The 26,070-nt window shown below is 72.6% G+C and carries 28 protein-coding genes; 14 read left to right on the top strand and 14 right to left on the bottom strand.

The annotated features are described in order from the left end of the window. The first annotated feature begins 97 nt into the window (after positions 1-97). Positions 98-1,375, top strand: coding sequence for a thymidine phosphorylase (locus tag OG906_RS13935; RefSeq protein ID WP_267796650.1), 1,278 nt, complete (start codon positions 98-100; stop codon positions 1,373-1,375). Between the two features lie 204 nt (positions 1,376-1,579). After that, positions 1,580-1,930 carry an STAS domain-containing protein gene (locus OG906_RS13930; RefSeq protein ID WP_329442936.1) on the top strand — a complete coding sequence of 117 codons (351 nt, stop codon included), beginning with the start codon at positions 1,580-1,582 and terminating at the stop codon, positions 1,928-1,930. On the opposite strand, the gene OG906_RS13925 is transcribed toward OG906_RS13930, so the two are convergent. Then, complete coding sequence (locus OG906_RS13925; RefSeq protein WP_329442934.1) at positions 1,826-2,824, bottom strand: sigma-70 family RNA polymerase sigma factor; 999 nt, start codon at positions 2,822-2,824, stop codon at positions 1,826-1,828. The two genes, OG906_RS13930 and OG906_RS13925, sit on opposite strands and share 105 nt — an antisense overlap. 148 nt (positions 2,825-2,972) lie before the next feature. Further along, positions 2,973-4,250: an MFS transporter gene (locus OG906_RS13920; protein ID WP_329442932.1), complete on the bottom strand. Its 1,278-nt coding sequence runs from the start codon at positions 4,248-4,250 to the stop codon at positions 2,973-2,975. 98 nt (positions 4,251-4,348) lie between these two features. On the opposite strand from OG906_RS13920, the gene OG906_RS13915 reads away from it, so the two are divergent. Beyond that, positions 4,349-5,287 (top strand): LysR family transcriptional regulator, encoded by a 939-nt coding sequence (locus tag OG906_RS13915; RefSeq protein ID WP_267828790.1) that lies wholly within the window; start codon positions 4,349-4,351, stop codon positions 5,285-5,287. A 130-nt stretch (positions 5,288-5,417) separates the two neighbouring features. Here OG906_RS13915 and OG906_RS13910 read toward each other — a convergent pair whose 3' ends face one another. Continuing rightward, positions 5,418-6,416 carry a helix-turn-helix transcriptional regulator gene (locus OG906_RS13910; RefSeq protein ID WP_267802806.1) on the bottom strand — a complete coding sequence of 333 codons (999 nt, stop codon included), beginning with the start codon at positions 6,414-6,416 and terminating at the stop codon, positions 5,418-5,420. Between the two features lie 161 nt (positions 6,417-6,577). Here OG906_RS13910 and OG906_RS13905 point away from each other — a divergent pair, with 161 nt between their 5' ends. Next, positions 6,578-7,816 carry an ATP-grasp domain-containing protein gene (locus OG906_RS13905; RefSeq protein ID WP_329442928.1) on the top strand — a complete coding sequence of 413 codons (1,239 nt, stop codon included), beginning with the start codon at positions 6,578-6,580 and terminating at the stop codon, positions 7,814-7,816. A gap of 41 nt (positions 7,817-7,857) precedes the next feature. On the opposite strand, the gene OG906_RS13900 is transcribed toward OG906_RS13905, so the two are convergent. Next, positions 7,858-8,577, bottom strand: coding sequence for an alpha/beta hydrolase (locus OG906_RS13900; protein ID WP_329442927.1), 720 nt, complete (start codon positions 8,575-8,577; stop codon positions 7,858-7,860). A 114-nt stretch (positions 8,578-8,691) separates the two neighbouring features. Here OG906_RS13900 and OG906_RS13895 point away from each other — a divergent pair, with 114 nt between their 5' ends. From OG906_RS13895 to OG906_RS13885, 3 genes are all read left to right on the top strand, one after another. Next, the gene (locus tag OG906_RS13895) at positions 8,692-9,840 is read left to right on the top strand and encodes an adenosine deaminase (RefSeq protein ID WP_267802803.1); all 1,149 of its coding nucleotides are present in this window, start codon (positions 8,692-8,694) and stop codon (positions 9,838-9,840) included. Between the two features lie 139 nt (positions 9,841-9,979). Beyond that, entirely contained in the window at positions 9,980-10,255 is a 276-nt protein-coding gene (locus OG906_RS13890; RefSeq protein ID WP_267802802.1) for a hypothetical protein, read from the top strand. Between the two features lie 127 nt (positions 10,256-10,382). Further along, positions 10,383-11,153, top strand: coding sequence for a hypothetical protein (locus OG906_RS13885; protein WP_329442924.1), 771 nt, complete (start codon positions 10,383-10,385; stop codon positions 11,151-11,153). A gap of 18 nt (positions 11,154-11,171) precedes the next feature. Here OG906_RS13885 and OG906_RS13880 read toward each other — a convergent pair whose 3' ends face one another. The 5 genes from OG906_RS13880 to OG906_RS13860 all read right to left on the bottom strand — a co-directional run bounded on the left by OG906_RS13880 (position 11,172) and on the right by OG906_RS13860 (position 14,213). After that, on the bottom strand, positions 11,172-11,384 hold the full coding sequence (locus OG906_RS13880; RefSeq protein ID WP_267802800.1) for a PspC domain-containing protein: 213 nt from the start codon (positions 11,382-11,384) through the stop codon (positions 11,172-11,174). A 40-nt stretch (positions 11,385-11,424) separates the two neighbouring features. Further along, positions 11,425-11,979: a VanZ family protein gene (locus tag OG906_RS13875; RefSeq protein WP_267828785.1), complete on the bottom strand. Its 555-nt coding sequence runs from the start codon at positions 11,977-11,979 to the stop codon at positions 11,425-11,427. 64 nt (positions 11,980-12,043) lie between these two features. Beyond that, positions 12,044-12,682: a PH domain-containing protein gene (locus tag OG906_RS13870; RefSeq protein WP_329442919.1), complete on the bottom strand. Its 639-nt coding sequence runs from the start codon at positions 12,680-12,682 to the stop codon at positions 12,044-12,046. Between the two features lie 25 nt (positions 12,683-12,707). Beyond that, positions 12,708-13,349, bottom strand: a complete 642-nt coding sequence (locus OG906_RS13865; RefSeq protein WP_329442917.1) for a class F sortase — start codon at positions 13,347-13,349, stop codon at positions 12,708-12,710. A 120-nt stretch (positions 13,350-13,469) separates the two neighbouring features. Beyond that, positions 13,470-14,213, bottom strand: coding sequence for a hypothetical protein (locus tag OG906_RS13860; RefSeq protein WP_329442914.1), 744 nt, complete (start codon positions 14,211-14,213; stop codon positions 13,470-13,472). A 255-nt stretch (positions 14,214-14,468) separates the two neighbouring features. Between OG906_RS13860 and deoC the strand changes: the two genes are divergently transcribed. The 3 genes from deoC to OG906_RS13845 are packed head-to-tail and all read left to right on the top strand — an operon-like array spanning position 14,469 to position 17,762. Then, positions 14,469-15,431 carry a deoxyribose-phosphate aldolase gene (gene deoC / locus OG906_RS13855; protein WP_267802810.1) on the top strand — a complete coding sequence of 321 codons (963 nt, stop codon included), beginning with the start codon at positions 14,469-14,471 and terminating at the stop codon, positions 15,429-15,431. Between the two features lie 5 nt (positions 15,432-15,436). Further along, positions 15,437-16,873 carry an aldehyde dehydrogenase family protein gene (locus OG906_RS13850; protein ID WP_053682719.1) on the top strand — a complete coding sequence of 479 codons (1,437 nt, stop codon included), beginning with the start codon at positions 15,437-15,439 and terminating at the stop codon, positions 16,871-16,873. Beyond that, positions 16,866-17,762 (top strand): aldehyde dehydrogenase family protein, encoded by an 897-nt coding sequence (locus tag OG906_RS13845; protein WP_329442911.1) that lies wholly within the window; start codon positions 16,866-16,868, stop codon positions 17,760-17,762. The genes OG906_RS13850 and OG906_RS13845 overlap by 8 nt, the downstream gene beginning before the upstream one ends. A 73-nt stretch (positions 17,763-17,835) precedes the next feature. On the opposite strand, the gene OG906_RS13840 is transcribed toward OG906_RS13845, so the two are convergent. Further along, complete coding sequence (locus OG906_RS13840; protein ID WP_267802794.1) at positions 17,836-18,201, bottom strand: hypothetical protein; 366 nt, start codon at positions 18,199-18,201, stop codon at positions 17,836-17,838. 183 nt (positions 18,202-18,384) lie between these two features. Between OG906_RS13840 and OG906_RS13835 the strand changes: the two genes are divergently transcribed. Then, positions 18,385-18,984 carry a uridine kinase family protein gene (locus OG906_RS13835; RefSeq protein WP_392899325.1) on the top strand — a complete coding sequence of 200 codons (600 nt, stop codon included), beginning with the start codon at positions 18,385-18,387 and terminating at the stop codon, positions 18,982-18,984. A 165-nt stretch (positions 18,985-19,149) separates the two neighbouring features. Here OG906_RS13835 and OG906_RS13830 read toward each other — a convergent pair whose 3' ends face one another. After that, positions 19,150-19,842: a SigE family RNA polymerase sigma factor gene (locus OG906_RS13830; RefSeq protein ID WP_267802793.1), complete on the bottom strand. Its 693-nt coding sequence runs from the start codon at positions 19,840-19,842 to the stop codon at positions 19,150-19,152. A 171-nt stretch (positions 19,843-20,013) separates the two neighbouring features. Here OG906_RS13830 and afsQ1 point away from each other — a divergent pair, with 171 nt between their 5' ends. The 3 genes from afsQ1 to OG906_RS13815 are packed head-to-tail and all read left to right on the top strand — an operon-like array spanning position 20,014 to position 22,803. After that, positions 20,014-20,691, top strand: coding sequence for a two-component system response regulator AfsQ1 (gene afsQ1 / locus OG906_RS13825; RefSeq protein WP_180291024.1), 678 nt, complete (start codon positions 20,014-20,016; stop codon positions 20,689-20,691). A gap of 53 nt (positions 20,692-20,744) precedes the next feature. Further along, positions 20,745-22,175 (top strand): sensor histidine kinase, encoded by a 1,431-nt coding sequence (locus OG906_RS13820; RefSeq protein ID WP_267802808.1) that lies wholly within the window; start codon positions 20,745-20,747, stop codon positions 22,173-22,175. Then, a complete protein-coding gene (locus tag OG906_RS13815; RefSeq protein WP_267802792.1) occupies positions 22,159-22,803 on the top strand; it encodes a GerMN domain-containing protein in 645 nt (214 codons plus the stop codon). The genes OG906_RS13820 and OG906_RS13815 overlap by 17 nt, the downstream gene beginning before the upstream one ends. A gap of 84 nt (positions 22,804-22,887) precedes the next feature. On the opposite strand, the gene OG906_RS13810 is transcribed toward OG906_RS13815, so the two are convergent. The 3 genes from OG906_RS13810 to OG906_RS13800 all read right to left on the bottom strand — a co-directional run bounded on the left by OG906_RS13810 (position 22,888) and on the right by OG906_RS13800 (position 25,932). Next, a complete protein-coding gene (locus OG906_RS13810) occupies positions 22,888-24,537 on the bottom strand; it encodes a phospho-sugar mutase (RefSeq protein WP_329442900.1) in 1,650 nt (549 codons plus the stop codon). Between the two features lie 44 nt (positions 24,538-24,581). After that, entirely contained in the window at positions 24,582-25,388 is an 807-nt protein-coding gene (locus OG906_RS13805; protein WP_053682712.1) for a purine-nucleoside phosphorylase, read from the bottom strand. Positions 25,389-25,494: 106 nt separating this feature from the next. Further along, a complete protein-coding gene (locus tag OG906_RS13800; RefSeq protein ID WP_053682711.1) occupies positions 25,495-25,932 on the bottom strand; it encodes a gamma-glutamylcyclotransferase in 438 nt (145 codons plus the stop codon). Between the last annotated feature and the right edge of the window lie 138 nt (positions 25,933-26,070).

Raw genomic sequence — 26,070 nt, 5'->3', positions numbered from 1 at the left:
GAAGGGCCGTTCCCCTTCACCCCTCCCATGCCACCCCGCATGTCTCTATGCGCGTAGAGTTTTCGAACGTACGCACCGCCGGAAGGAAGTCACCCTCATGGACGTCATCTCCGTCATCCGCACCAAGCGCGACCGCGGCGAACTCAGCCCCGAGCAGATCGACTGGGTCATCGACGCGTACACGCGCGGCGTGGTCGCCGACGAGCAGATGTCCTCGCTGGCGATGGCCATCCTGCTCAACGGCATGAACCGCGGCGAGATCGCCCGCTGGACCGCCGCGATGATCGCCTCCGGCGAGCGGATGAACTTCGATTCCCTCTCCCGCCCCACCGCCGACAAGCACTCCACCGGCGGCGTCGGCGACAAGATCACCCTCCCGCTCGCCCCGCTCGTCGCCGCCTGCGGCGCGGCCGTCCCGCAGCTCTCCGGCCGCGGCCTCGGCCACACCGGCGGCACCCTGGACAAGCTGGAGTCCATCCCCGGCTGGCGCGCCCTGCTCTCCAACGAGGAGATGCTGCACGTCCTCGACACCACCGGCGCCGTCATCTGCGCGGCGGGCGACGGCCTGGCCCCGGCCGACAAGAAGCTGTACGCGCTGCGCGACGTCACCGGCACCGTCGAGGCCATCCCGCTCATCGCCTCCTCGATCATGTCGAAGAAGATCGCCGAGGGCACCGGCTCCCTGGTCCTGGACGTCAAGGTCGGCAGCGGCGCCTTCATGAAGAACATCGAGGACGCGCGCGAGCTCGCCTCGACGATGGTCGCCCTCGGCACCGACAGCGGCGTCAAGACCATCGCCCTGCTCACCGACATGTCCACCCCGCTCGGCCTGACCGCCGGCAACGCGCTGGAGATCCGCGAGTCCGTCGAGGTCCTTGCCGGCGGCGGCCCCTCCGACGTGGTCGAGCTGACCCTGGCCCTGGCCCGCGAGATGCTGGACGCGGCGGGCATCAAGGACGCCGACCCGGAGAAGGCCCTGGCCGACGGCTCCGCGATGGACGTCTGGCGCCGGATGATCTCCGCCCAGGGCGGCGACCCGGACGCGGCCCTGCCGGTGGCCCGCGAGCAGCACGTGGTCACCGCCCCCGAGTCCGGCGTGCTGACCCGCCTGGACGCCTACGGCGTGGGCGTCGGCGCCTGGCGCCTGGGCGCCGGCCGCGCGCGCAAGGAGGACCCGGTGCAGGCCGGCGCGGGCATCGAGATGCACGCCAAGCCGGGTGACACCGTGGTGGCGGGCCAGCCGCTGATGACCCTGCACACCGACACCCCGGAGAAGTTCGACTACGCGCTCTCCGCGCTGGACGGCACCTTCGACATCGCCGCGGCGGGAACCCCGTTCACCGCCACGCCGATCGTCCTGGACCGCATCGCCTGACCAGCGGCCGCCTTCGGGTGAACGGGACCGGTGGACCCCCACCGGTCCCGTTCGTCGTACCGGGACAGGGGCCGGGGGCCGGGGGTCTGGGGTCTGGGTCGGAGCCGGTGTCATGCGGGGTCGGGGCCACCGCCGGGGCACGCCGGGATCGAGACCGGGATCGGGGACCGATGAGTTCGGGGCCCCCCGGAGGTCCACCCTGGTGTGGACACGACGGAACCCGAATCCCTGACCGTCCCCGGGCCCGCTCCGCTGCCCCGGGATGTCGCCGCGCTCTGTGAACGCATCGGCCGGCTCGCCCGGGACGGCCCCCGCGAGGTGGCGTGCGACGTCAGCGCGCTGACCCGGCCCGGCCTCGGCGTCGTGGACGCGGTGGCCCGACTGGCCCTCGCGGCCCGCCGGGCCGGCGTCCGGCTCCGGCTCACCGGCGCCGGACCCTCCCTGCGCGCGCTACTGGCCCTCGTCGGCCTCGTCGAGTTGTTGGGGGAGCCCGAAGAGCGGGAACCACCGGGCGGTGTCCAGGAAGGCGTTGAGCCCGACGATCTTCCCGTCTGAGATCTCCAGCACCTGGAGCGCCCACGGCTCGTGCCCCGGACGTCCGTCCTCGCGCGGCCGGTACTGGCCGAAGGCCGGCATGCCGTTCGCCGTGGTCGCGATCAGCCGCGAGCCCTTGCAGCCGATGCCCTGGTTCAGGTGCCAGGCCGCGATGTCCTCGTGGCCGCGGAGCCACAGGTCGAACGGCGGCATCGACAGCACGGCGTCCTCGTGCAGGAGGGTGGTGAGGCGGGTGATGTCATACGCCTCGAAGGCGCTCAGGTACTGCTCCAGCAGTCTCGCCTGGTCCGCGTCCAACGGGTCCGCCGGGTCGCTCTCGCGGATCCCCTGACCGGCGAGCGTCGCCCGCGCCCGCTGGAGCGCGCTGTTCACCGAGGCCACCGTGGTCTCCAGGAGGGTGGCGACCTCGTCGGCCTTCCAGGCCAGCACCTCGCGCAGGATCAGCACGGCCCGCTGCTTCGCCGGCAGGTGCTGGAGCGCCGCCACGAACGCCAGCCGGACCGACTCCTTGGCCAGCGCCATCTCCGCCGGGTCGGCGGTCTGCGGCAGCACCCGTCCGTCGGGGACCGGCTCCAGCCAGGTCACCTCGGGCCGCTCGTTCAGCACGGCGGAGGCCTGGTGCTGCGGGGCACTGAGGTCCATCGGGCGTGCCCGCTTGTTCCCCGCGTTCAGCAGGTCCAGGCAGACGTTGGTCGCGATCCGGTACAGCCAGGACCGCAGCGAGGAGCGGCCCTCGAACTTCTCGTGGGCCCGCCAGGCACGGATGTACGTGTCCTGCACCGCGTCCTCGGCGTCGAAGGAGGAGCCGAGCATGCGGTAGCAGTAGCCGGTCAGTTCGACCCGGTAGCGGTCCATGGCCGCATCCAGCTCCGGGCTGGTCGCAAGGTCACTCATGGCGTCGATCCCCCTGGTCGGTCCGATACCCCGGAAGCTACCGGAGGGGTCTGACAATCGCCTGCGCAGCGCCCTGACCAGCCCGGACACGCCGACGGGGACGCGCCCTCGGGCACGTCCCCGCCACCGCTCCCTCAGCGGGTACGCGTCACCGCGCCACCGCCGCGGCCATCGGCCGACGCTCGGAGCGGGCCGCGTGCGACCCGTACAGGGTGATCGACACGACGCCCAGCACCGCCAGCAGCGCGATCCCGACCGTCGCCGCCCAACCCGAGGCGTGGTAGGCGAGCGCGCCCAGGGTGCCGCCCGCGCTGGAGCCCAGGTAGTACGCGGACTGGTAGAGCGCCGAGGCCTGCGCCCGGCCCGTCTTCGCCGTCCGGCTCACCGCCGCCGAGGCCACCGCGTGCCCCGCGAAGAAGCCCGCGGTGATCAGCACCAGCCCGGCCAGGATCGCGGGGAGCGAGTCCGCCAGCGACAGCAGCAGCCCCAGCGCCGTCGTGGTCACGGCCAGGTACAGCGCGCCGCGCCGCCCGGCCCGCGCCACCAGCCGACCGGCGGCCGCGGAGGACACCGTGCCGACCAGGTACACCAGGAAGACCGAGCCGACGACGCCCTGTCCGAGCGAGAACTCGTCCACCAGGCGGAACCCGACGACCGTGTACACCGCCCCGAAGACGGTCATGAACAGCGCGCCGATCCCGTACAGCCGCAGCAGCAGCGGATCCCGCAGGTGACCGGCGACCGTGCGGCCCACGGCGCGCGGGTTCAGCGAGGCCGGCCGGAAGAACCGGGCCCGGGGCAGCAGCACCAGGAACGCCACCGCGCAGGCCAGCGACATCAGCCCGACGGTCAGCAGACCGGCCCGCCAGCCCCACGCCTGCGCCGCCCATCCGGTGACGATGCGCCCGCTCATGCCGCCGATGGAGTTGCCCGCGACGAACAGGCCGATCGCCCCGACCAGCGCCTTCGGCCGGACCTCCTCGGCCAGGTACGCCATCGCGGAGGCCGGGATGCCGGCGATCGCCGCGCCCTGCACCGCGCGGAGCACGATCAGCCACTCCAGGTTCGGCGCGAAGGGGACGAGGAGCCCGAGAGCGACGGCGATCACCATCGACCAGGTCATCATCCGGGTCCGCCCGAACCGCTCGGACAGCGCGCTGAGCGGCAGGACGAACAGCGCGAGCGCGCCGGTGGCCGCGGACACCGTCCAACTGGCCTGCCCCGCCGTCACGCCGAAACCGGCGGAGACCGCGGGCAGCAGCGCCTGGGTGGAGTAGAGGAGGGCGAAGGTGGCGAGCCCGGCGGCGAAGAGCGCGAGGCTCATCCGGCGGTAGCCGGGGCGGCCGGGGGAGTGGGGCTCCGGTGCGGGAAACGACAAGGGGGAGGCACCCGGGATGACGGGTGCCCCGGTATGAGCGGGAGGCATGCCAAAACCGTAGGCCCGCGTTTTTGATGCGTCCAATGCATGGATTCGCCATAATCGATCCACTGCTGCATCACCACAGGTCACAGGGGCGCATGTCAATGAACCGTTACGAAGAAGACATGGCGGTGACACGTCTGCTGGCCCCTCGCCTCACCTGGTTCGTCGCCGTGGCCCGGCACGAGCACGTCACGCGCGCCGCCCACGAACTGGGCGTGCCGCAGTCCACCCTGTCCCGGGCCGTGGTCCGCCTCGAACAGGACCTGGGCGTCACGCTGTTCGCCCGCAAGGGCCGTACCGTCGCCCTCACCACCGCCGGACGCACCTTCCTCGCCTCGGCCGAAGGCGCCCTCGCGGAGATCGCCCGCGCGGCCGAGTCCGTACAACAGGACGCCGACCCCACCGCCGGCAAGGTCGCCTTCGGCTTCCTGCACACCCTGGGGTCCGAGACCGTCCCCGGCCTGATCCGGGCCTTCCGCGCCGACCACCCGCGCATCCGCTTCTCCCTCGTCCAGAACTACGGCGAGGCCATGCTGGAGCGGCTGCGCGCCGGCGAACTCGACCTCTGCCTCACCTCACCGCTGCCCGACGCCCCCGACCTGGTGGCCCGCCGCCTCGACGAGCAACGGCTGCGCCTGGTCGTGCCGGACGACCACCGCCTCGCCGGCCGCAAACGGATCCGGCTGGCCGAGGCCGCCGAGGAAACCTTCGTCACCCTGGAGCCCGGCTACGGCCTGCGCCGCATCACCGACGACCTGTGCGCGGAGGCCGGGTTCACCCCTAAGGTCGCCTTCGAGGGGGAGGAGGCCGAGACCCTGCGCGGCCTCGTCGCGGCCGGCCTCGGCGTCGCCCTGCTGCCGCCGCCCGCCGTGGCCCGGCCGGGGGTGGTCGAACTGACGGTGACGGCGCCCCGCGCGGTCCGCGAGATCGGCGTCGCCTGGCTCGACGGACACCCCGACACGCCCCCGGTCGCGGAGTTCAAGCGCTTCCTGCTGTCCCGGCGCGGCCGCCTGATCCCGGAGCTGCAGGGCCCGATCTGACGGCCGGGCCGAGCAGGACGAGCCGGCCGAGCCGCCGGTCCGTGGCGCCGGTCCGTGGCGCCGGCCGCCCCGCGCGCCGGCCGTGCCGCAGGTCCGCGCGCCGCCCCGCGGGCACGGGCCGGCCGTGTGCCTACTCCTGCGGGGCGGCCGGCTCCAGGGCCGCCGCCGTCGACAGCAAGTACCCCGCCTGGAAGCGGGACTTCGCCCCCACCGCCCGCATGATCTCCGCGATGTGCCGCTGGCAGGTCCGCTCCGACATCCCGAGCCGGCGCGCGATCACCTTGTCCTCCAGCCCCTCCGACAGCAGCCGCACGATGGTCTGCCGCAGCTCGTCCGACAGCGTCCGGGCCGCCTCCGGACTCACCGTCACCGGGAACGGCTCCGCGTCCAACCAGGAGCGGTCGAACGCCGACGTCATGAAGTGCACGACGCTCGGCTCCCGCACCACCAGGGCCGCCCCGCCCCGGTCCGGCACCGCCATCAGGCCCGTGCGCCGGTCGAAGACCAGCATCCGCATCAGCCCGTCGCCCAGCGTCCGCACCTGCGCGCCCAGCGCCGTCACCCGCTCCACGTAGGCCGCGGTCGGACGCGAGTACCGGGCCGTGTGCTGGTAGATCGTCCGCATCCGGACCCCGCGCGCCAACAACGCCTCGTCCCGCCCGATCGACTCCTCCAACACCTCCAAGGGCCGCCCGCCGCCCGGCTGCGAGGTCAGCATCTCCTCCTCGGCCGACGCGGCCAGTTCGGCGATCAGCCCCCGTACCGCCCCCAGGTCGGTCACCAGCTCCAGCCGGCCGGCCCCGCTCAGGTCCCGGTGCGCGGCCCCCGCCTCGTACGCCGGCACCAGCCGCTCCAGCCGCCCCCGCAGCCGGTCCATCTCGTCGTGGGTCTCGCGCACGAGCAGGGCCAGCGGGGCCAGCGCCCGGGCCGCCGCCGCCCGGGGGGCCACCGCGCTCCACCGCTCCGGTCCGGCGTCGGGGGACCGCTGGAGCAGGTGCGCCGCCGCCAGTTCGGTGATCGCCGCGGCCGCCCGCACGCCCAGCGCCGCCGTCGCCTCCGGAGGCGTGAAGGCGTGCCGCTCCACCGCGAACGCGTAGAGGCGCCGCGCCGCGGGGCTCAGTTCGCCCATGTCTCGGACTCCATCGGCTGGCATATGCATATTCGTCCCGGCCTGTGAATGTTTGTAAACCCCTCGTGTTCCCGCAAGGCGGCAAGACGACCCCCGCCCGACCGCCTGCGGCATATGCCGAACCGGCACAGTGGAGCCACGGCGTGAAGGGGGAGCGCGGCATGCGGCAGCGGACGGCCGACCAACGGCACCGGCCCGTGGCAGTCCTGCTGAGTCCTCGCCCCGCCGTGGTCGCGGCCGCCCGCCGTGCGGGCGCGCGCACCGTGGTGGTCGCGCCGGATCCATCGGTGCCATCCGACCGTGAGGGGGCGGAGCGGCGGGTACGGACGGACTGGCGCGACCACCCGCGCCTCGTGGGGGCCGTCGCCCGGCTGGAAGAGGTCCGCCGCGGCCGGGCCGCTGTCTTCGGCTTCGACCCCGCGGGCGCCCTCGCCGCCGCCCGCGCCAACGAGGAACTCGGCCTGCCCGGCACCCCCACCGCAGCCGTCACCGCCCTCATGGACAAGGCCGCCCTGCGGGCCCGCTCCAACGGCCTCCACGCCACCCACCCCGTCTCCTTCGCCCGCTGCGGCCGCGCCGACCTCATCCCCTTCATCACCACCCTCATCGGCTACCCCTGCGTCATCAAGCCCCGCTGGGGCGCCGACGGAGAGGGCGTACGACTGGTCGCCGACCCGGCCGGGGCCCGCTCCGCCGCCCGCGGCTACCCGACCGTCACCGACCTGCTCGTCGAGGAGTACCTCGAAGGCCCCGAGTTGGCCGTCGCGACCCTCTCCCGGGAGGGCCGCCACCGGATCCTCGGCTGGTCGCGGCGCATCCCCGCCGCCGGCCCCGACCTCACCGCGACCGGCCACCGGCTGCCGATCGCCCTGGACGCGACGGCGGCCGAAGCCGTCAGGTCCCTGGTCCGCGCGGTCCTCGACCTCGCCGGCCACCGCGACGGCCCGTCCCACACCGAGGTCGTGCTCACCCCCCGCGGCCCCCGGCTGATCGAGGCCCACGCCCGACCCGGCGCCGACGAGCTCACCCACCTGCTCCGGCTCGCCCACGGCACCGACGTGCTCGGACTGGCGCTCGCCGCCGGACTGGGCCTCCCCGACCCGCCGCGCCGGCCGCGCGCCGCCCACGCGGGCCTGCGGTACGTGGACTTCCCACCCGGCTGGCGCACCGACGGGGCGGCCCCCGGCATCGCCGCGGCCCGGGCCGTGCCCGGCGTGGTCCGGGTCCACCTGGAGGTCCCGCGCGGGGCCGTCGTCCGCCGCCCGCCGACCGGCGCGCGGCACCACGCGTACGTACTCGCCGCCGCTCCGACCGCCGGCTCGCTGGGCACCGTCCTGGACCGCGCCACGGGCCTGCTGGGCGGTCGCCACGACGCGCCCGGGGTCCACGTGGTGCGCTGACCCCGGCGCACCGTCCCGGACGGCCCGCCGGGATCCGCGCGTCAGCCCCGCAGGGACCGGCCGAAACCGGAGGCCAGCGGCATCCGCAGACCCAGCGGCGGCGGCGCGGCGAGCGCGTCCGTGACCGGCCGCGAGTACCGGCCCGAGAACACCGCGCCGAGCACGAAGTCCACGCCCAGCGCCACCACTTCCGCCTGGTGCTCGCGCAGCCCGTGCCCGTCCGAGTGCACCTCGAAGCGGCAGGTCGAACGGTTCGCCTTCTTCGCCCGCGTCGCCAGCAGGAAGGAGGACTCCGGGTCGCTGCGCGCGTCGTTGGTCCCGTGCACGATCAGCACCTGCCGCCCCGAGAGCTGCCTCACCGGTTCAGGGGGCTCCTCCGGGGAGGCCCCGCCCAGACAGGGGGCGAGCGCGAGAACCGAGTTGACCGCCGCGTGGCCCCCCGCGCGCAGCACCGCCCGGCCCCCGGCGTCGTAGCCCACCAGGCAGACGGGCACGTCCCCGTACCGGCGCACCACCTCGTCCGCCGCCCACTCGGCGTCCTCCTCCCGGGCCCCGGCGCCGTGCACGACGGGGTGCGCGAGCAGCCCGTGCGCCGCGCCCGAGCGCGCCAGCGCCCGCGCGAGCGGGCGCAGCGGCCCGGGGGACCATCTGGACGCCCCGGGGAGGAGGAGCACCACACCACTGACCGTCGTGACCGGGCCGTTCGCGCCGGCCGCCCGCCCCAGGCGGGCCCCGCGCGCCGGCGGCGCATGCTGTGCCATGGCGGAACAGTCTCAGACCGACAGGTGTACTCCACCCGTCCGCACGGTCACTGTTACGTATCGACGGCCGTCGGGGACACCATGCTCTACGCGCGTAGGAGCTAGAGTGCCCAGATGACGAGCGAGACCCTCAACGTGCCCACCCCGGATCAGATCCGCCGCTCCCCGAAGGTGCTCCTGCACGACCACCTCGACGGTGGACTGCGCCCCGGGACCATCATCGAGCTGGCGCAGGAGGCCGGCTACGAGAACCTTCCCGAGACCGATGCCGACAAGCTGGGCATCTGGTTCCGGGAAGCCGCCGACTCCGGCTCCCTCCCGCGCTACCTGGAGACGTTCGCGCACACCTGCGCCGTCATGCAGACGAAGGCCGCCCTGTTCCGGGTCGCCGCGGAGTGCGCCGAGGACCTGGCCGAGGACGGCGTCGTGTACGCCGAGATCCGCTACGCCCCCGAGCAGCACCTGGAGGCCGGCCTGACCCTCGAAGAGGTCGTCGAGGCGGTCAACGACGGCTTCCGCGAGGGCGAGCGCCGCGCCAAGGCGAACGGCCACCGCATCCGCGTCGGCGCGCTGCTCACCGCGATGCGCCACGCGGCCCGCGCGCTGGAGATCGCCGAGCTGGCGAACCGGTACCGCGACAACGGCGTGGTCGGCTTCGACATCGCCGGCGCCGAGGCCGGGTTCCCTCCCACCCGCCACCTCGACGCCTTCGAGTACCTCAAGCGCGAGAACAACCACTTCACCATCCACGCGGGCGAGGCCTTCGGCCTTCCGTCGATCTGGCAGGCCCTGCAGTGGTGCGGCGCCGACCGCCTGGGTCACGGTGTGAAGATCATCGATGACATCGAGGTCGCCGCCGACGGCTCCGTGAAGCTGGGTCGCCTGGCCTCCTACGTCCGCGACAAGCGCATCCCCCTGGAGATGTGCCCGACGTCGAACCTGCAGACGGCCGCGGCCGCCTCGTACGCCGAGCACCCGATCGGCCTGCTGCGCAAGCTGCACTTCCGGTTGACCGTCAACACCGACAACCGGCTGATGAGCGGTACGAGCATGAGCCGCGAGTTCGAGCACCTGGTCGACACCTTCGGCTACTCGCTGGACGACATGCAGTGGTTCACCGTCAATGCGATGAAGTCCGCGTTCATTCCTTTCGATGAACGACTGGCCATGATCAACGAGGTCATCAAGCCGGGTTATGCGGAGCTGAAGTCGGAATGGCTGTTCCGGCAGACCGCCTCGACCAGCGGTTCCGTCTCGGCCTAGGCCACGACATGACGGACCGAAGGCGCCCGGGAGGAGCAATTCCCGGGCGCTTTCTCGTATTTACAGATGTTTGCGGGTCGGGGTTTGAAGTGACTAGTTTGCGGAGCCGCTCAATTCCCCGTCGCAAGGACGATCCTTCATGAAGCAGTCAGCTGCCAAGACCTTCGGCCTCGCCGCTCTCGGCGCCGTCGCCGCCGTCGCCGCCGCCGCCGGTTCCGCCGCCGCCGTCCCCGCCGTCGGCCTCACGGACGCACTGGGCCCCGTCACGGGCGCCCTCCAGACCGCCACCAGCCAGCAGCACGTGAAGGCCGACAAGGGTCAGGCGAGCGACCCCGCGGCCCCGCTCGGCCAGCTCACCGACTCCCTCGGCCCCACGCTCGGCGGCCTGCCCGTCGGTGGCGCGCTCGGCGGCTGACCAGGCCGCAATCCGCACGCGAGTACGCATGGCGCACACCGCTTCGAGCAGGTGTGCGCCACGTCGCGTCGTGTGCCACGATCACCGTCAACTGCCCGCCAACGCAAGCGGTATGAGGTCATCGGTCATGCGCCTGAAGGCACCAGTCAAGCTCGGAGCGGCCACGGCCGCACTGCTCCCCGCCCTCCTTCTCGGAGCGGTCGGTTGCAGCGGTACGGGCACCCCGGAGACCGACAAGGCCCCGGACCCCAAGGGTTCCGCCTCGGCCCCGAACCCGTCCTCGGGCGCGCCCGGAGCCCCCGCCGGTTCGGCCGCGCCGAAGAAGGGCGGCAGCAGACTGGAACGGTCCGCACTCGAACAGGGCGACCTCGCCGGCTACCAGATCTCCGCCCAGGGCAAGAACCCGAACGCCCCCGACGGCCAGCCGCAATCCGACAAGAAGCCCTGCCAGCCGCTCGCCGACATCATGGGCGACAAGCCCGACCCGGCCGCGCGGGAAACCGTCAACCGGGGCGTCGGATCCCAGAAGCAGGTCGGCCTCGCCGTCTCCGCCTCCGTCAGCTCCTACGCGGAGAAGGACGCCAAGCGGCTGATGTCCCGCCTGCGCGACGCCGTCGCCGCCTGCGGTTCCGGCTTCGCGGCCACCGTGCAGAAGCAGACCGGCAGCTACCGCGACGTGAAGCCCGTCGCCTACGAGACCGGCGGCGACGAGAGCGTCAGCTGGACCACGACCGCCGCCGCCCAGGGCGTCTCCGCCCAGGTCCACCTGGTGGTCGTGCGCGAGGGCGACACCGTGGTGCGGCTCATGGCCCTCCACGTGGCCGCCGCCGAGAAGAAGGCGCAGGTCCCCCGGGAAGTGGCGGACAAGCAGCTGGAGAAGGTCCAGCGGGCGGCCTGATCGAAGCGTCGGAACGGACTACCAGGCGGTGTGGGCGGAAGCGGCGGCGTACTTCTGGTTCGGCAGCAGCACCCACAGCGCCAGGTAGATCAGGAATTGCGGACCCGGCAGCAGGCACGACAGGACGAAAATGATCCGCATCGTCTTCGCCTTGATTCCGAAACGCTGCGCGAGACCGGCACAGACGCCACCGATCATCCGTCCGTCACGGGGGCGGGTAATCGCGCTCATGGGGATTCTCCTTCGTATGGGATCGCTTTCCTGCGATGCCTCAATACTCGCGGGGAACCGCCGACAAAACCTCGGTCCAGGGGCCGAGGTCGACCCTGGTAATTCTCGGGGTGTGCCCCTGAGAACGCCTCAGCCGGGCCCTCAGGACCGGCACCACCGTCGCGTGCGCGATCAACACCCCGGCGGTGTTCAGCAACAGCGAGTCCACGTCGACCACCTGACCCGGGACCGCCGTCTGCAACATCAGGATGCTCAGCGACACCAACGCCCCCGCGGCCGCCGTCCGGGCCAACGAGGACCACGCGGCCAGCGGTGACGGCGCCAGCCGCCCGCCGACGAGCGGCAACAACACCCCGAGCGGAGCCAGCAGGGCCAGCCCCTTGCCGATCCGGCACGCCGCCTCGAACGGCCCGTACGCGAGGTCCGCCCGGATCCCCTCCAGCGGGGACAGGTTCGCGGCCGCCGCCCAGGGCACGTCCAGTGGCCGCAGGCTCAACCAGCCGACGACGAGGAGATGGGCGGCCAGCAGGGCCCCGCCCAGGAGCCGGAGCCGGAGATCTATGGCGGCGCTGCCGCCGCCCTCATGACGCTGCACACCAGCGAGGACGCAGGCCCCGGTAGCGGTGGTTCCGGCCGTTGGCGAGGGACTGCGCGGCGTTTCAGCCGGTGGCGAGCAGCACGATCAGCGCGACCGCGCCGATCACGGCGGGCGCGATGATCTCGAACGACCACCGGACCCGCACCTCGCCCTGCGCCCCCGCGCGCGTGGCCCCGCGCTCGGCCAGTTCCCGCAGCTCGTCCACGACCTTGTCGGCGCCCGTCCGCAGCGGCTCGTCGGCCGCGGCGCCGGCCGGAGCCGGATCCGGGGACAACCCGCGGCCGGTCAACCCACCCCGCCGGCCGGCGGGGCGCTGCGCCCTCTTGCGCTCGCGCAACGAGACCGGCACGGACCACAGCTGGTAGGTGGAACCCTCCGCCAGCACCTCCGCCGAGTACCCGGCGCGCACCGTGTCCACGGCCGCCCAGGGCAGCTCGATCACGCGGAAGGGATTGCGCACCCGCATGCGGTCGTCGTTGGCGAAGACGGCGGGCCGGAAGGTGAACGCCACGATGAGCGGCACGGCGCACACGGCGATGGCCAGCGCCACCCACCGCGTCGACCCCTCGCCGCGCAGGACCGCGTCCCCGCAGAGCCAGGCGACCATCCCGAGCATCAGCACGCCCGTGACGATGGCCATGGGCGAGCGGTAGACCCGGTCGTCGTACACCGGCTCGGCAGGGGGTTGCTGGCTGCTCATGCGCCCGATTGTGCCTCACGCCGTCTCACCCCACGAGATCGGCGTACAGGATGATGTTGTCGGGGCGGTGGCCGTCGGTGATCTCGCCGCCGCAGGTGACGACGCGCAGCTCCGGGCGGGTGGTGTTCCCGTACACCTTCGTGGTGGGGAAGCTCTTCTTGTCGACCTGCTCCAGCTCGCGCACCCGGAAGACGGCGGAGCCGCCGTCCGCGCGGGACACGGTGATCTCGTCGCCGACGTGGACCTTGGAGACGTCCTTCAGCACGGCCGGCCCGCGCGCGGTGTCGAAGTGGCCGATCAGCACGGCGGGCCCGGTCTGACCCGGGGTGACGCCCTTGGTGTACCAGCCGATCTTGTCCCCGTCGGCGACGGAGGGCACCTGGACGGTCCCGTCGCTCTCCAACCCCAGGCGGAGCACGGGGGAGGTGTCGACGCCCGCCGCGGGGATCCGTACCCGCACCGGCTCCGACGCGGGCAGCGGCGTGAGCGCCGCCGGCGGCGCGGCCGGCGCCGGGGAGGCGTCCCGCGCGGGCGTGGCCGCGATGCGCGGCGGCGCCGTGGCGGCCTCCCCGGCGGGGCGGGCGGAGCCGCCGCAACCGGTCAGGGCGGCCAGGGCGACGGGCGCGAGGAGGGTGGCGGCGAGTAGGGGGCGGGCGCGATGGGCCATGGAAGTGCTCCGGGAACGGGGCCGGTGGGGCTCGGGCGGGAAGCGGGAAGGGGAACGCCCTGCGGCGGGCCACCGTGAAGGTGACCCGCCGGAGGGCGTGTTCGAGGGGATCGGCGGCGGTCAGGCGCGGCCGCGGGAACGGCGGGTGAGGTGCAGCGCCGCCGCGCCGAGCGCGGCGAAGATCGCCACGAGGCCGGCGCCGGCCGCGACCGTGCTGCTGTCGTCCGTGTCCGGGCCGGCGATCTCGGCGCCCGCGGCGACCGGGCCCCGGGGGACGACCGCCGTCTGCGCCTTCACGTCGGTCTTCGCGGTGACGCCCGCCGCGGCCGAGGGCTTCGCGGACGACACGACGGTCGGCTTGGCGGAAGGCTTCGCGGAGGGGACGGTCGAGGGCTTCGCGGACGGCTTCACGGACGGCCCGGCCGACGGCTTCGTGGAAGGCTCGGTGGACGGGGTGCCCTTCGGCAGCGGGTGGCTGTCGGTGCCCGCCGGCCCGCGGACCGTCAGCGAGGGGGTCGCGGTGTCCGCCTCGACGAGCGTGAACGTGTACCCGTTGACCGTGGCGCCGGTGTGCGTGCGGTTGAGCACCTCGTACACGTGACCCGCCCAGCCGTCCGAGGGCTTCCAGTCCGGGCCGACGGCGCGCAGCCACACCTCGGGGCCCTCGGACTCGTTCCGCAGCACCGCCAGCACGCCTTCGGCCACGAGGACCATCTCCCCGGCGTAACGGTCGCTGCCCGACGTGGTCCCGGACACCGCCGTGACGGCCTGGGGAGCGGGAGCGGCGAACGCTCCGGCGGCGGGAGCGAGGAGAGCGCCGGCGAGGGCGGCGGTGACGATCGAGGTGCGGAGGGCGGTACGCATAACGACTCCTGGAGCGTGGGTGAGGAAAGTGGAGGAGAGTCGCATGCCGCGTTGAGTCTGGTCGGTCTGGTTCACCGGGTCAGGTGTGGCGGGCTGCTGAGGAGAAATCTATGGATCTTGTGCGGTCGGACGATCCTGTTCCTGTCACCGGATCGTCACGACGCGCGGTCGTTCGGAGAGCGCATGCGTTTTCGGTTGATTCGGGGGAGGGGGGTGACAGGCCGCTACGCGCGTAGATATGCTCAGGTGGTGACCATGCCCACCACCCTCACCGCATTCGCCGACGTGACGACGTCCGACAGTGCGCTGCGCCGCTTCCTGCACGGGCTGCCCGGTGTAGACGCAGTCGGACTGGAGGCCCGCGCGGCCTCCCTCGGCACCCGCTCGATCAAGACGACGGCCAAGGCCTATGCCATCGACCTGGCCATCTCGATGATCGACCTGACGACGCTCGAGGGTGCGGACACCCCGGGCAAGGTCCGGGCGCTGTCCCACAAGGCCGTCAACCCCGATCCGACCGACCGTACGACGCCCATGACCGCCGCGGTCTGCGTCTATCCCGACATGGTGGCCACCGCCAAGGCGGCGCTGAACGGCGCCGACGTCAAGGTGGCTTCCGTCGCCACGGCGTTCCCCGCCGGCCGTGCCGCCCTGCCCGTGAAGCTCGCCGACACGGCCGACGCCGTCGCCGCCGGCGCCGACGAGATCGACATGGTCATCGACCGTGGCGCCTTCCTCGCCGGCCGCTACCTGGACACGTACGAGCTGATCCGCTCCGTCAAGGAGGCCTGCGTCCGCCCCGACGGCACCGCCGCACGCCTCAAGGTCATCTTCGAGACCGGCGAGCTGTCGACGTACGACAACATCCGCCGGGCCTCCTGGATCGGCATGATGGCCGGCGCGGACTTCATCAAGACGTCCACCGGCAAGGTCGGGGTGAACGCCACCCCCGCCAACACCCTGCTCATGCTCGAAGCCGTCCGCGACTTCAAGGCGCAGACCGGGATCCAGATCGGCGTGAAGCCGGCCGGCGGCATCCGCACGACCAAGGACGCGATCAAGTTCCTGGTCCTGGTCAACGAGACCGCGGGCGAGGACTGGCTGAGCAACCACTGGTTCCGCTTCGGCGCCTCCAGCCTGCTCAACGACCTGCTGATGCAGCGCCAGAAGCTGAGCACCGGCCGTTACTCCGGTCCCGACTACGTGACGGTGGACTGATCACCATGGCATCCCTTTTCGAGTACGCACCCGCCCCCGAGTCCCGCTCGGTCGTCGACATCGCCCCGTCCTACGGGCTCTTCATCGACGGCGAGTTCACCGAGGCCGCCGACGGCAAGGTCTTCAAGACCGTCTCGCCGTCCTCCGAGGAGGTCCTGGCCGAGGTCGCCCAGGCCGGCGCCGCCGACGTGGACCGCGCCGTCAAGGCCGCCCGCAAGGCCTTCGAGAAGTGGTCCGCGCTGCCCGGTTCCGAGCGCGCCAAGTACCTCTTCCGCATCGCCCGGATCATCCAGGAGCGCAGCCGCGAGCTGGCCGTCCTGGAGACCCTGGACAACGGCAAGCCGATCCGGGAGACCCGCGACGCGGACCTCCCGCTGGTCGCCGCGCACTTCTTCTACTACGCGGGCTGGGCCGACAAGCTCGACCACGCCGGCTACGGCGCGAACCCGCGCCCCCTCGGTGTGGCCGGCCAGGTCATCCCGTGGAACTTCCCGCTGCTGATGCTCGCGTGGAAGATCGCCCCGGCGCTCGCCACCGGCAACACGGTCGTGCTGAAGCCCGCCGAGACCACCCCGCTGTCCGCGCTCTTCTTCGCGGACATCTGCCGCCAGGCGGGCCTGCCCAAGGGTGTCGTCAACATCCTCACCGGGTACGGCGACGCGGGCGCGGCCCTCGTCGAGCACCCGGATGTCAACAAGGTCGCCTTCACCGGCTCGACCGCGGTCGGCAAGAAGATCGCCCGCCACGTCGCCGGCACCGACAAGAAGGTCACCCTGGAGCTGGGCGGCAAGGGCGCCAACATCGTCTTCGACGACGCCCCGATCGACCAGGCCGTCGAGGGCATCGTCACCGGCATCTTCTTCAACCAGGGCCAGGTCTGCTGCGCGGGCTCGCGCCTGCTGGTCCAGGAGTCGATCCACGACGAGCTGCTGGACTCCCTCAAGCGCCGCCTCTCCTCGCTGCGCCTGGGCGACCCGCTCGACAAGAACACCGACATCGGCGCGATCAACTCCGCCGAGCAGCTCGCCCGGATCACCGCGCTGGCCGAGACCGGCGAGGCCGAGGGCGCCGAGCGCTGGTCCCCGGCCTGCGAACTGCCGTCCGCCGGCTACTGGTTCGCCCCGACGCTCTTCACGAACGTCACCCAGGCGCACACCGTCGCCCGCGACGAGATCTTCGGCCCGGTGCTGTCCGTGCTGACGTTCCGTACGCCCGACGAGGCCGTCGCCAAGGCCAACAACACCCAGTACGGCCTGTCCGCCGGCATCTGGACGGAGAAGGGCTCGCGCATCCTCGCGGTCGCGAACAAGCTCCGCGCGGGAGTCGTCTGGGCCAACACGTTCAACAAGTTCGACCCGACCTCGCCCTTCGGCGGTTACAAGGAGTCGGGCTTCGGGCGCGAAGGCGGCCGTCACGGCCTGGAGGGCTACCTCGATGTCTGAGCAGCAGAACCGCCTCAGTGTCTTCAAGACCTACAAGCTGTACGTCGGGGGGAAGTTCCCCCGCTCCGAGAGCGGCCGGGTGTACGAAGTGACCGACAGCAAGGGCAAGTGGCTGGCCAACGCCCCGCTGTCCTCCCGCAAGGACGCCCGTGACGCGGTCGTCGCCGCCCGCAAGGCCTTCGGCGGCTGGGCCGGCGCGACCGCGTACAACCGCGGCCAGGTCCTCTACCGCGTCGCGGAGATGCTGGAGGGCCGCCGCGAGCAGTTCGTCCGCGAGGTCGGCGAGGCCGAGGGGCTGTCGAAGTCCAAGGCCGCGGCGGTCGTGGACGCGGCGATCGACCGCTGGGTCTGGTACGCGGGCTGGACCGACAAGATCGGCCAGGTCGTGGGCGGGGCCAACCCGGTCGCGGGTCCGTTCTTCAACCTGTCCACTGCGGAGCCGACCGGTGTGGTCACGGTCGTCGCCCCGCAGGACTCCTCGTTCCTGGGCCTGATCTCCGTGATCGCCCCGGTGATCGCCACGGGCAACACCGCGGTCGTCATCGCGAGCGAGAAGTCCCCGCTGCCCGCGCTGTCCCTGGGCGAGGTGCTGGCCACCTCCGACCTGCCCGGCGGCGTGGTCAACATCCTGTCCGGCAAGGCCGGCGAGATGGGTCCGCACCTGGCGTCCCACCAGGACGTCAACGCGATCGACCTGGCGGGCGCCGACGTGGCGCTGGCCAAGGAGCTGGAGATCGCGGCGGCCGACAACCTCAAGCGCGTCCTGCGTCCACAGCCTGTGGACGACTGGACGGCCGACCCGGGCACCTCGCGCCTGACGGCGTTCCTGGAGACCAAGACGGTCTGGCACCCCACGGGTTCGCTGGGCTCGGGCGGTTCGTCCTACTAGACGGACCGGCCCGCCCCTGGACCGGCCCCGGCAGCGACCCCCGTGCTGCCGGGGCCTTCCCGTACCCGCGTGCCTACGTGCCCGCCGCCGGGAGCAGCGGCCCGAGCAGCGAGGACGCCGCCGCGGTGGGGAGTTCGCCGACCGAGGGGCCCTGGGTCAGCACTCCGGTGACCATGCCCGTGCCGACCGACGGGAAGTCCGCGATCTTGGTGGCCACGCCGTTGTCGAGCGGGTCCACGCCGGTGTGGGCGAGCGGGTTCACCTTGAGGTTGGAGATCGGGTCGGCGACGCCCGCCAGGGCCGCCGGGACGGAGAGTTCACCGGCCTGGGCGCCCCCCGCCGCCATCGCCAGGGCCGCGCCGGCCATGGTCAGGGTGAGGCCCGCGCCGCGAAGGGCGCGCGCGCCGGCGCCGTTGCCGGGTGCTGCGTGACGTGCCATGAGGATCCCGCCTGTGGTCGTAGTCGCGTGCGCACGCAGCGTAGTGGAGGTGCGGCTGTCGGCACCAACCGGCCGCGCGGGTGTGAGAGTGCTCGCAGGGCACGTCGCCGGTGTATCGATACCGCGGGTCATGGTTCACACTGGTGTCCCGTGAGCTGTTCCTCTCCTCTGCCAACGCGTGTCGTGCTGCTGACCGGACCCTCGGGCTCCGGCAAGTCCTCGCTCGCGGCCCGCTCCGGGTTGCCCGTGCTGCGCCTGGACGACTTCTACAAGGAGGCGGACGACCCGACCCTCCCCCTGGTCGAGGGCAGCTCCGACATCGACTGGGACTCCCCGCTGTCCTGGGACGCGGAGTCGGCGGTCACCGCCATCTCCCGACTCTGTGCGGTGGGCCGGACCGAGGTCCCGACGTACTCCATCGCGACGTCCTCGCGGACCGGGACCGAGACCCTGGACATAGCGCGGACCCCCCTGTTCATCGCCGAGGGCATCTTCGCGGCGGACATCGTGGCGCGTTGCCAGGACCTGGGGCTGCTCGCCGACGCGATCTGCCTGCGGGGGCGGCCCTCGACGACCTTCCGCCGGCGCCTCGCGCGGGACCTGCGGGAAGGCCGCAAGTCCCTGCCGTTCCTGCTGCGCAGGGGCTGGCGGTTGATGCGGGCCGAGCGGGGCATCGTCGCCCGGCACACCGCCCTCGGCGCCCATGCCTGCGGCCGCGACGAGGCGTTGGGTCGGATGGCCGCCTGCGCCGCCGGCCGGCACCGCGCCCCCGCCTCCGCCTGACCCCGCCGGGGCCCCGCCCGCGGCGCCCGTGGACGGGCACGCGAAAAGGCGGGATCACGCGGACCCCCGGCCGCTTGATCCCGCCTCTTCCCCCCCCCGCGACCCCCGCCCCACCCCCGTAGGACGGGCCCCCCGGCCCCGTGGTCCAACCCCCGTTGGTTCGTGTCAGGCGACGAGCTCGCCGAAGGAGTCCGACTCGTCGCGGCCGAAGCTCAGCGCCTCGTCGTCCCGCAGGCGCCGCAGCGACCGCCAGATGCTCGACTTCACCGTGCCGACGCTGATGCCCAGGATCTCCGCGATCTCCGGGTCCGTGCGGCCCTCGTAGTACCGCAGCACCAGCATCGTGCGCTGCGGCTCCGGGATGCGGGTCAGTGCCTGCCACAGCACCGTGCGCAGCTCCGTGCCGCGCATCGCGTCCGTGTCGGAGGCCGTCTCCGGCAGTTCCTCGGTCGGGTACTCGTTCAGCTTCCGCCGACGCCAGGCGCTGATGTGCAGGTTCGTCATCGTGCGCCGCAGGTAACCGCCGACGGCGGCCTTGTCACTGATCCGGTCCCAGGCGCGGTAGGTGGAGAACAGTGCGCTCTGGAGCAGGTCCTCGGCCTCGTGGCGATCGCCGGTGAGGTGGAAGGCCGTCGCGTAGAGGGCGGCCCGCCGCTCCTGGACGTACGCCGTGAACTCGGCCTCCGAGGAGGACGGGATCCGTGCGGCGGGAACCGCCTGGTACGTGTTCGCGTCGATGGCTACAGGGTGCGTCGGTCGCGGACGGGCGACCGTCGCCGTACGGACACCCGCCCGGCGGTTCACATCGTGCAGCCGCGTGACAACCGCGCTGGTGGTGGTGCTGTGCAGCGTGTTCATCTCGCGCCCCCCGTCGTGGAGTCTGCTTCGGTCCGTTCGTTGGTATGAAGACTGCCCGGCGGAGATAACCGGGTTGTCCTTCGACTGTCACAGGCCTGTCACAGGGGCCTGTGAGCGATCTCCACCTCAGGACTGTCGAAGTCCCAACGGCTGATGGGACAGAATGAGCCCGTGCCTTTCCTGTTGCTGATCGAGGACGACGACGCCATCCGCACGGCCCTCGAACTTTCCCTGTCACGCCAGGGCCACCGTGTGGCCACCGCGGCGACGGGCGAGGACGGCCTGAAACTGCTGCGCGAGCAGCGGCCGGACCTGATCGTGCTGGATGTGATGCTGCCCGGGATCGACGGCTTCGAGGTGTGCCGGCGGATCCGCCGCACCGACCAGCTGCCGATCATCCTGCTCACCGCCCGCAGCGACGACATCGACGTCGTGGTGGGCCTGGAGTCGGGTGCCGACGACTACGTGGTCAAGCCCGTCCAGGGCCGGGTGCTCGACGCCCGCATCCGGGCCGTGCTGCGCCGCGGCGAGCGGGAGGCGAGCGACTCCGCGGTCTTCGGGTCCCTGGTCATCGACCGGGCGGCGATGACGGTGACGAAGAACGGCGAGGACCTCCAGCTGACGCCGACCGAACTGCGCCTGCTGCTGGAACTCAGCCGCCGACCCGGTCAGGCCCTGTCCCGGCAGCAGTTGCTGCGGCTGGTCTGGGAGCACGACTACCTCGGTGACTCGCGCCTCGTCGACGCCTGCGTGCAGCGGTTGCGCGCCAAGGTGGAGGAAGTGCCGTCCTCACCGACCCTGATCCGTACCGTTCGCGGCGTCGGCTACCGGCTGGACTCCCCGCAGTGATCAGAGCCCTGTTCGCGGGCCGGCGCTGGACCAGCCTGCGGCTGCGGCTCCTCATGGTGTTCTCGCTGGTGGCGCTGACGGCCGCCGTCTCCGCCTCCGGCATCGCGTACTGGCTGAACCGCGAGGCGGTGCTCACCCGCACCCAGGACGCGGCCCTGGGGGACTTCCGCCAGGAGATGCAGAACCGTGCCGCCGCGCTGCCCGGCGACCCGACGCCCGACGAGATGCAGCGCACCGCCGAGTTGATGGCGGGGAGCAGCCCCGGGTACAGCGTGCTGTTGGTGGATGAACGCAAGGACGGCCGCAAGGTGTTCGGCGCGGCCGGCCCGGACACCTTCGGACTGAACGACGTGCCGAAGTCCCTGCAGAACGCGGTGAACGACCGGCAGAAGACGACGGCCGCCAACGACGCCGACTACCACATGTACTGGCAGCGGACGAAGCCGCGCGGCAATCCGTACCTGGTCGGCGGGACGCGGATCGTGGGCGGCGGCCCGACGGGCTACATGTACAAGTCGCTGGCGCAGGAGCGGGACGACCTCAACGCGCTGGGCTGGTCGCTGACGATCGCGACCGGTCTGGCCCTGCTGTGCTCCGCGCTGCTCGCCCAGGCCGCGGCGCGCACCGTCCTCAGGCCCGTACAGCGGCTGGGGGACGCGGCGCGACGGCTGGGCGAAGGGGAGTTGGACCACCGGCTGGACGTGTCGGGGACCGACGAACTCGCCGACCTGGCGCACACCTTCAACAAGACGGCGGAGGCGCTGGAGAAGAAGGTGGCGGACATGAGCGCGCGGGAGGAGTCCAGCCGACGGTTCGTCGCGGACATGTCCCACGAGCTGCGTACGCCGCTCACGGCGCTCACGGCGGTCGCCGAGGTGCTGGAGGAGGAGGTCGACGACCTCGATCCGATGATCGCGCCGGCGGTGGCCCTGGTGGTCAGCGAGACCCGGCGGCTCAACGTCCTGGTCGAGAACCTGATGGAGGTCACCCGCTTCGACGCGGGGACGGCCCGGCTGGTGCTGGACGACGTGAACGTCGCCGACCAGGTCACGGCGTGCATCGACGCCCGCGCCTGGCTCGACGCCGTCGAACTCGACGCGGAGCGCGGGATCGTGGCCCGGCTCGACCCGCGACGCCTCGACGTGATCCTGGCCAACCTGATCGGCAACGCGCTCAAGCACGGCGGTTCGCCGGTACGGGTGTCGCTGGCCGTCGACGGGGAGTGGCTGGTGATCGTGGTCGAGGACAACGGGCCGGGCATTCCCGAAGAGGTCCTCCCGCACGTCTTCGACCGCTTCTACAAGGCGAGCGCGTCCCGTCCCAAGTCCGACGGCAGCGGGCTGGGCCTGTCGATCGCGATGGAGAACGCGCACATTCACGGCGGCGACATCAGCGCCGCCAACGGGGCCGACGGCGGCGCGCAGTTCACGCTGCGGCTGCCGGTGGACGTGGGGAAGGCGGTCATCCGTGACGCGGACGCGTAGGGCCCTCGCGGGCATCGCCCTCGGCGTGCTGCTGACCGGTGCCACCGGGTGCGGGATCCGGGCCACGACCGTACCCGTGGACGTCGGCGCGGCGCCCTCGCGGGTGTCCTGCGACACCCCCGAGCAGGCCGGCGGGCAGAGCGGGGTGCAGGGGTTCCGCGCCACGGTGGCACTGGTGTGCGGATCGCAGCTGGTGAACGTCGAGCGGGTGATCCCGGTACCCGAGAAGCGGCCGGTGCGCGACCCGCTGGTCCTGGCCGCGCAGGCCCTGCTGGAGGCGTTGGAGAAGGAGCCGTCCGCGGCGGAACGGGACGCCGGTTTCACGACCGGGGTACCGGAGGGGCTCCAGGTGGTGCCAGTGCGCGCGGGCGACCCGGCCGGCACGGTGCGGTTGAGCCGCAAGCCGGAGGACCTGCCGCCGGTGGCGCTGTCGCAGCTGGTGTGCACGCTCGCCGACAGCGACGCGGTGTCGGCGGGACCCGGCCCGGTGGTGTTGGGCGGGCCGGACGCGGACCCGCCGCGCGCGTGGGAGTGCGGCGAGGCCGTGCGCTCGCGCCCGGAATCGGTGGCGACGCTGGGGGACGTGGTCCGCCCGTCGACGACGCCGAAGGCGTCCCCGACCCCGTAGGCACCGGCCCGGCCCGGCCCGGACGACACGACGGCCCCCGGAGCGGAAGCTCCGGGGGCCGAGCCGTGCGAGGGGCGAGAGGGGCTAGATGCCCGCCGCCACCGAGAAGTCCTTCTTGATCGCGTCCAGGATCTCCTGCCCGCGGACGCGGGCCGGGGCCAGGTCGGAGGCTTCCGCCACCGGGACCACGACCTCCAGGTAGCACTTCAGCTTCGGCTCCGTGCCCGACGGGCGGACGATCACCCGGGCCTTGTGGTCACCGTCGAGGTGGTACCGCAGGCCGTCCGTCGGCGGGAGGGACTCCGTGCCCCGGCTCAGGTCCTCCGCGGTGACGACGCGCAGGCCCGCCAGGGACGTCGGCGGCTCCGCGCGCAGCCGCGCCATCGCCGAGGCGATGACCGACAGGTCCGAGACGCGGACCGACAACTGGTCGGTGGCGTGCAGGCCGTGGGCCAGCGCCAGATCGTCCAGCAGGTCGGACAGGGTGCGACCCTGCTCCTTGAGCTCCGAGGCCAGCTCCGCCACCAGCAGGGCGGCGGTGACGCCGTCCTTGTCGCGGACGCCCTCGGGGTCCACGCAGTAGCCGAGCGCCTCCTCGTAGCCGTAGCGCAGACCCTCCACGCGGGCGATCCACTTGAAGCCCGTCAGGGTCTCCTCGTAACCGACGCCCGCCGCCTCCGCGATCCGGCCCAGCAGGCTGGACGAGACGATCGACTCGGCGAAGACGCCCCGGGCGCCCTTGTGGACGAGGTGGGCCGCCAACAGCGCGCCGACCTCGTCGCCGCGCAGCATCCGCCAGCCGCCGTCGTCGGTGGGGACGGCCACCGCGAGGCGGTCCGCGTCGGGGTCGTTCGCGATCACGATGTCCGGGTTCGCCTCGGCGGCCGTCGCGAAGGACAGGTCCATCGCGCCGGGCTCTTCCGGGTTCGGGAAGGCGACCGTCGGGAAGGCCGGGTCCGGCTCCGCCTGCTCGGCGACGAGCACCGGCGTCGGGAAGCCGTGCCGGGCGAAGGTCGCCAGCACGACGTCCTTGCCGACACCGTGCATGGCCGTGTAGACGGTCCGCACGCCCCGCGGGGAGCCGGGGGTCAGGACCTCGTCCGTACGGGCCAGGTAGGCCTCCAGGACCTCGTCGCCGAGGTCCTCCCAGCCGGACTCCGGACGCGGGACGTCCGCGAGCGCGGCGATCGCGTCGATCTCCGCGGCGATCCCGGTGTCCGCCGGGGAGACGATCTGGGAGCCGTCGCCGAGGTAGACCTTGTAGCCGTTGTCCCGCGGGGGGTTGTGGCTCGCGGTCACCTCGACGCCGGCGACGGCGCCCAGGTGCCGTATGGCGAAGGCGAGGACGGGCGTCGGCAGCGGACGCGGCAGGACGGCCGCGCGCAGCCCGGCGCCGACCATGACGGCGGCGGTGTCGCGGGCGAAGTCCGCGGACTTGTACCGCGCGTCGTAGCCGACGACGACCAGGCCGCCGTCGTGGCCCTGGGCCTTCAGGTAGGCCGCCAGGCCCGCCGCGGCCCGGATGACCACGTTGCGGTTCATCCGCATCGGACCCGCGCCCAGCTCACCGCGCAGTCCGGCGGTGCCGAACTGGAGCATGCCGGAGAAACGGTCCGCGAGCTCCGCGGTGTCCCCGGCCTCGACGAGCGCGCGCAGCTCGGCCGCGGTCTCCGGGTCCGGGTCCTCCGCCAGCCAGGCCCGCGCCCGGGTGATCAGGTCGTCCTGTTCCTGCACTACTTCCGCCTTACCTCTCGTACGGTGCCGGTGGCTGTCCCCGCTCAGATGCGGGCGAGGACCTGGGTCAGCAGCTTGCCCATGCGCGCGGCCGAGTCACGACCGGCCTGGAGCACCTCTTCGTGGTTGAGGGGCTCGCCGGAGATGCCCGCCGCCAGGTTGGTGACCAGGGAGATCCCGAGCACCTCGGCGCCGGCCTCACGGGCGGCGATGGCCTCCAGCACGGTGGACATGCCGACCAGGTCGGCACCCATGACGCGGATCATGTTGATCTCGGCCGGGGTCTCGTAGTGCGGGCCGGGGAACTGGACGTAGACGCCCTCTTCGAGGGTCTCGTCGATCTCCTTGCACATCGCGCGCAGGCGAGGCGAGTAGAGGTCGGTGAGGTCCACGAAGTTGGCGCCGACGATCGGCGAGGTCGCGGTGAGGTTCAGGTGGTCGCTGATCAGGACGGGCTGGCCGGGCTTCATGCCCTCGCGCAGACCGCCACAGCCGTTGGTCAGGACGACGGTCTTGCAACCGGCGGCGACGGCGGTACGGACGCCGTGGGCGACGGCGGCGACGCCGCGGCCCTCGTAGTAGTGGGTCCGGCCGAGGAAGAGCAGCGCGCGCTTGTCGCCGATCTTGTACGAGCGGATCTTGCCGCCGTGGCCCTCGACCGCGGGCGGCGGGAAGCCGGGCAGCTCGGTGACGGGGAATTCGGCCTCGGGCGCACCGAGCGCCTCTGCGGCGGGGGCCCAGCCGGAGCCCATGACGAGGGCGACATCGTGGGATTCGGCGCCGGTCAGCTCACGCAGGCGGGCGGCTGCGGCGGTGGCGTCGGCGAAGGGGTCGGTAACAGATGCGTTCACCGGACGAGCGTAACCGCTGATGGCCTACGCGCGTAGATGGCGCAGCTCACGGTGTTCGGATCGTTGCTTTGTCGTTTCCGCCGAATCGTCCCGAAGCCGGTGGGCGTCAGCAGGGACGCTTGCGGAGTTCCATCACGTAGTCGTGCGGGGCGCCCGCGGATTCGGCGGCGTCGGCGATCTCGCCGAGGTAGCGCGCGGAGGGCAGACCGCCCTCGTAACCGTTCAGGACGTAGATCCAGGCGGCTTCCTCGCCGTCCAGGGTGTGCACCCGCACGCGCATCCGGCGATAGATGTCGAGCCCGACGCCCTCCCAGCGGTCCAGGGAGTCCTCGTCCAGCGGGGCCACGTCGTACAGCGCGACGAAGACCTGGTGACGCGGGGCCTCGACGACCGTGACCAGTGCGCCCTCCCAGCCCATCTGCTCGCCGCCGAAGGTCAGCCGCCAGTCGTTGATCCAGCCCGTGCCGCGCAGCGGCGAATGGGGAGCGCGGCGCGTCATCAGCCGCGGGTCGAGGTTGCCGGCGTACGCGGCGTAGAGCGACATGTGGTCGAGGGTACGGGAGGGGCGGGGATCGACGCGTGCCCGGATGGCGGGACCGGGCGTGAAGCACCTTGATGCGTGCGGGACAATGGGGCACGGAATGCATCCCCCGGGGAGACCCCCGGAACCCCCGGCCGGGGG

Source organism: Streptomyces sp. NBC_01426 (assembly GCF_036231985.1).
Lineage (GTDB): Bacteria > Actinomycetota > Actinomycetes > Streptomycetales > Streptomycetaceae > Streptomyces.
The sequence above is the reverse complement of the archived record's forward strand: the minus strand, read 5'-3'. Positions and strand labels throughout refer to the sequence as shown.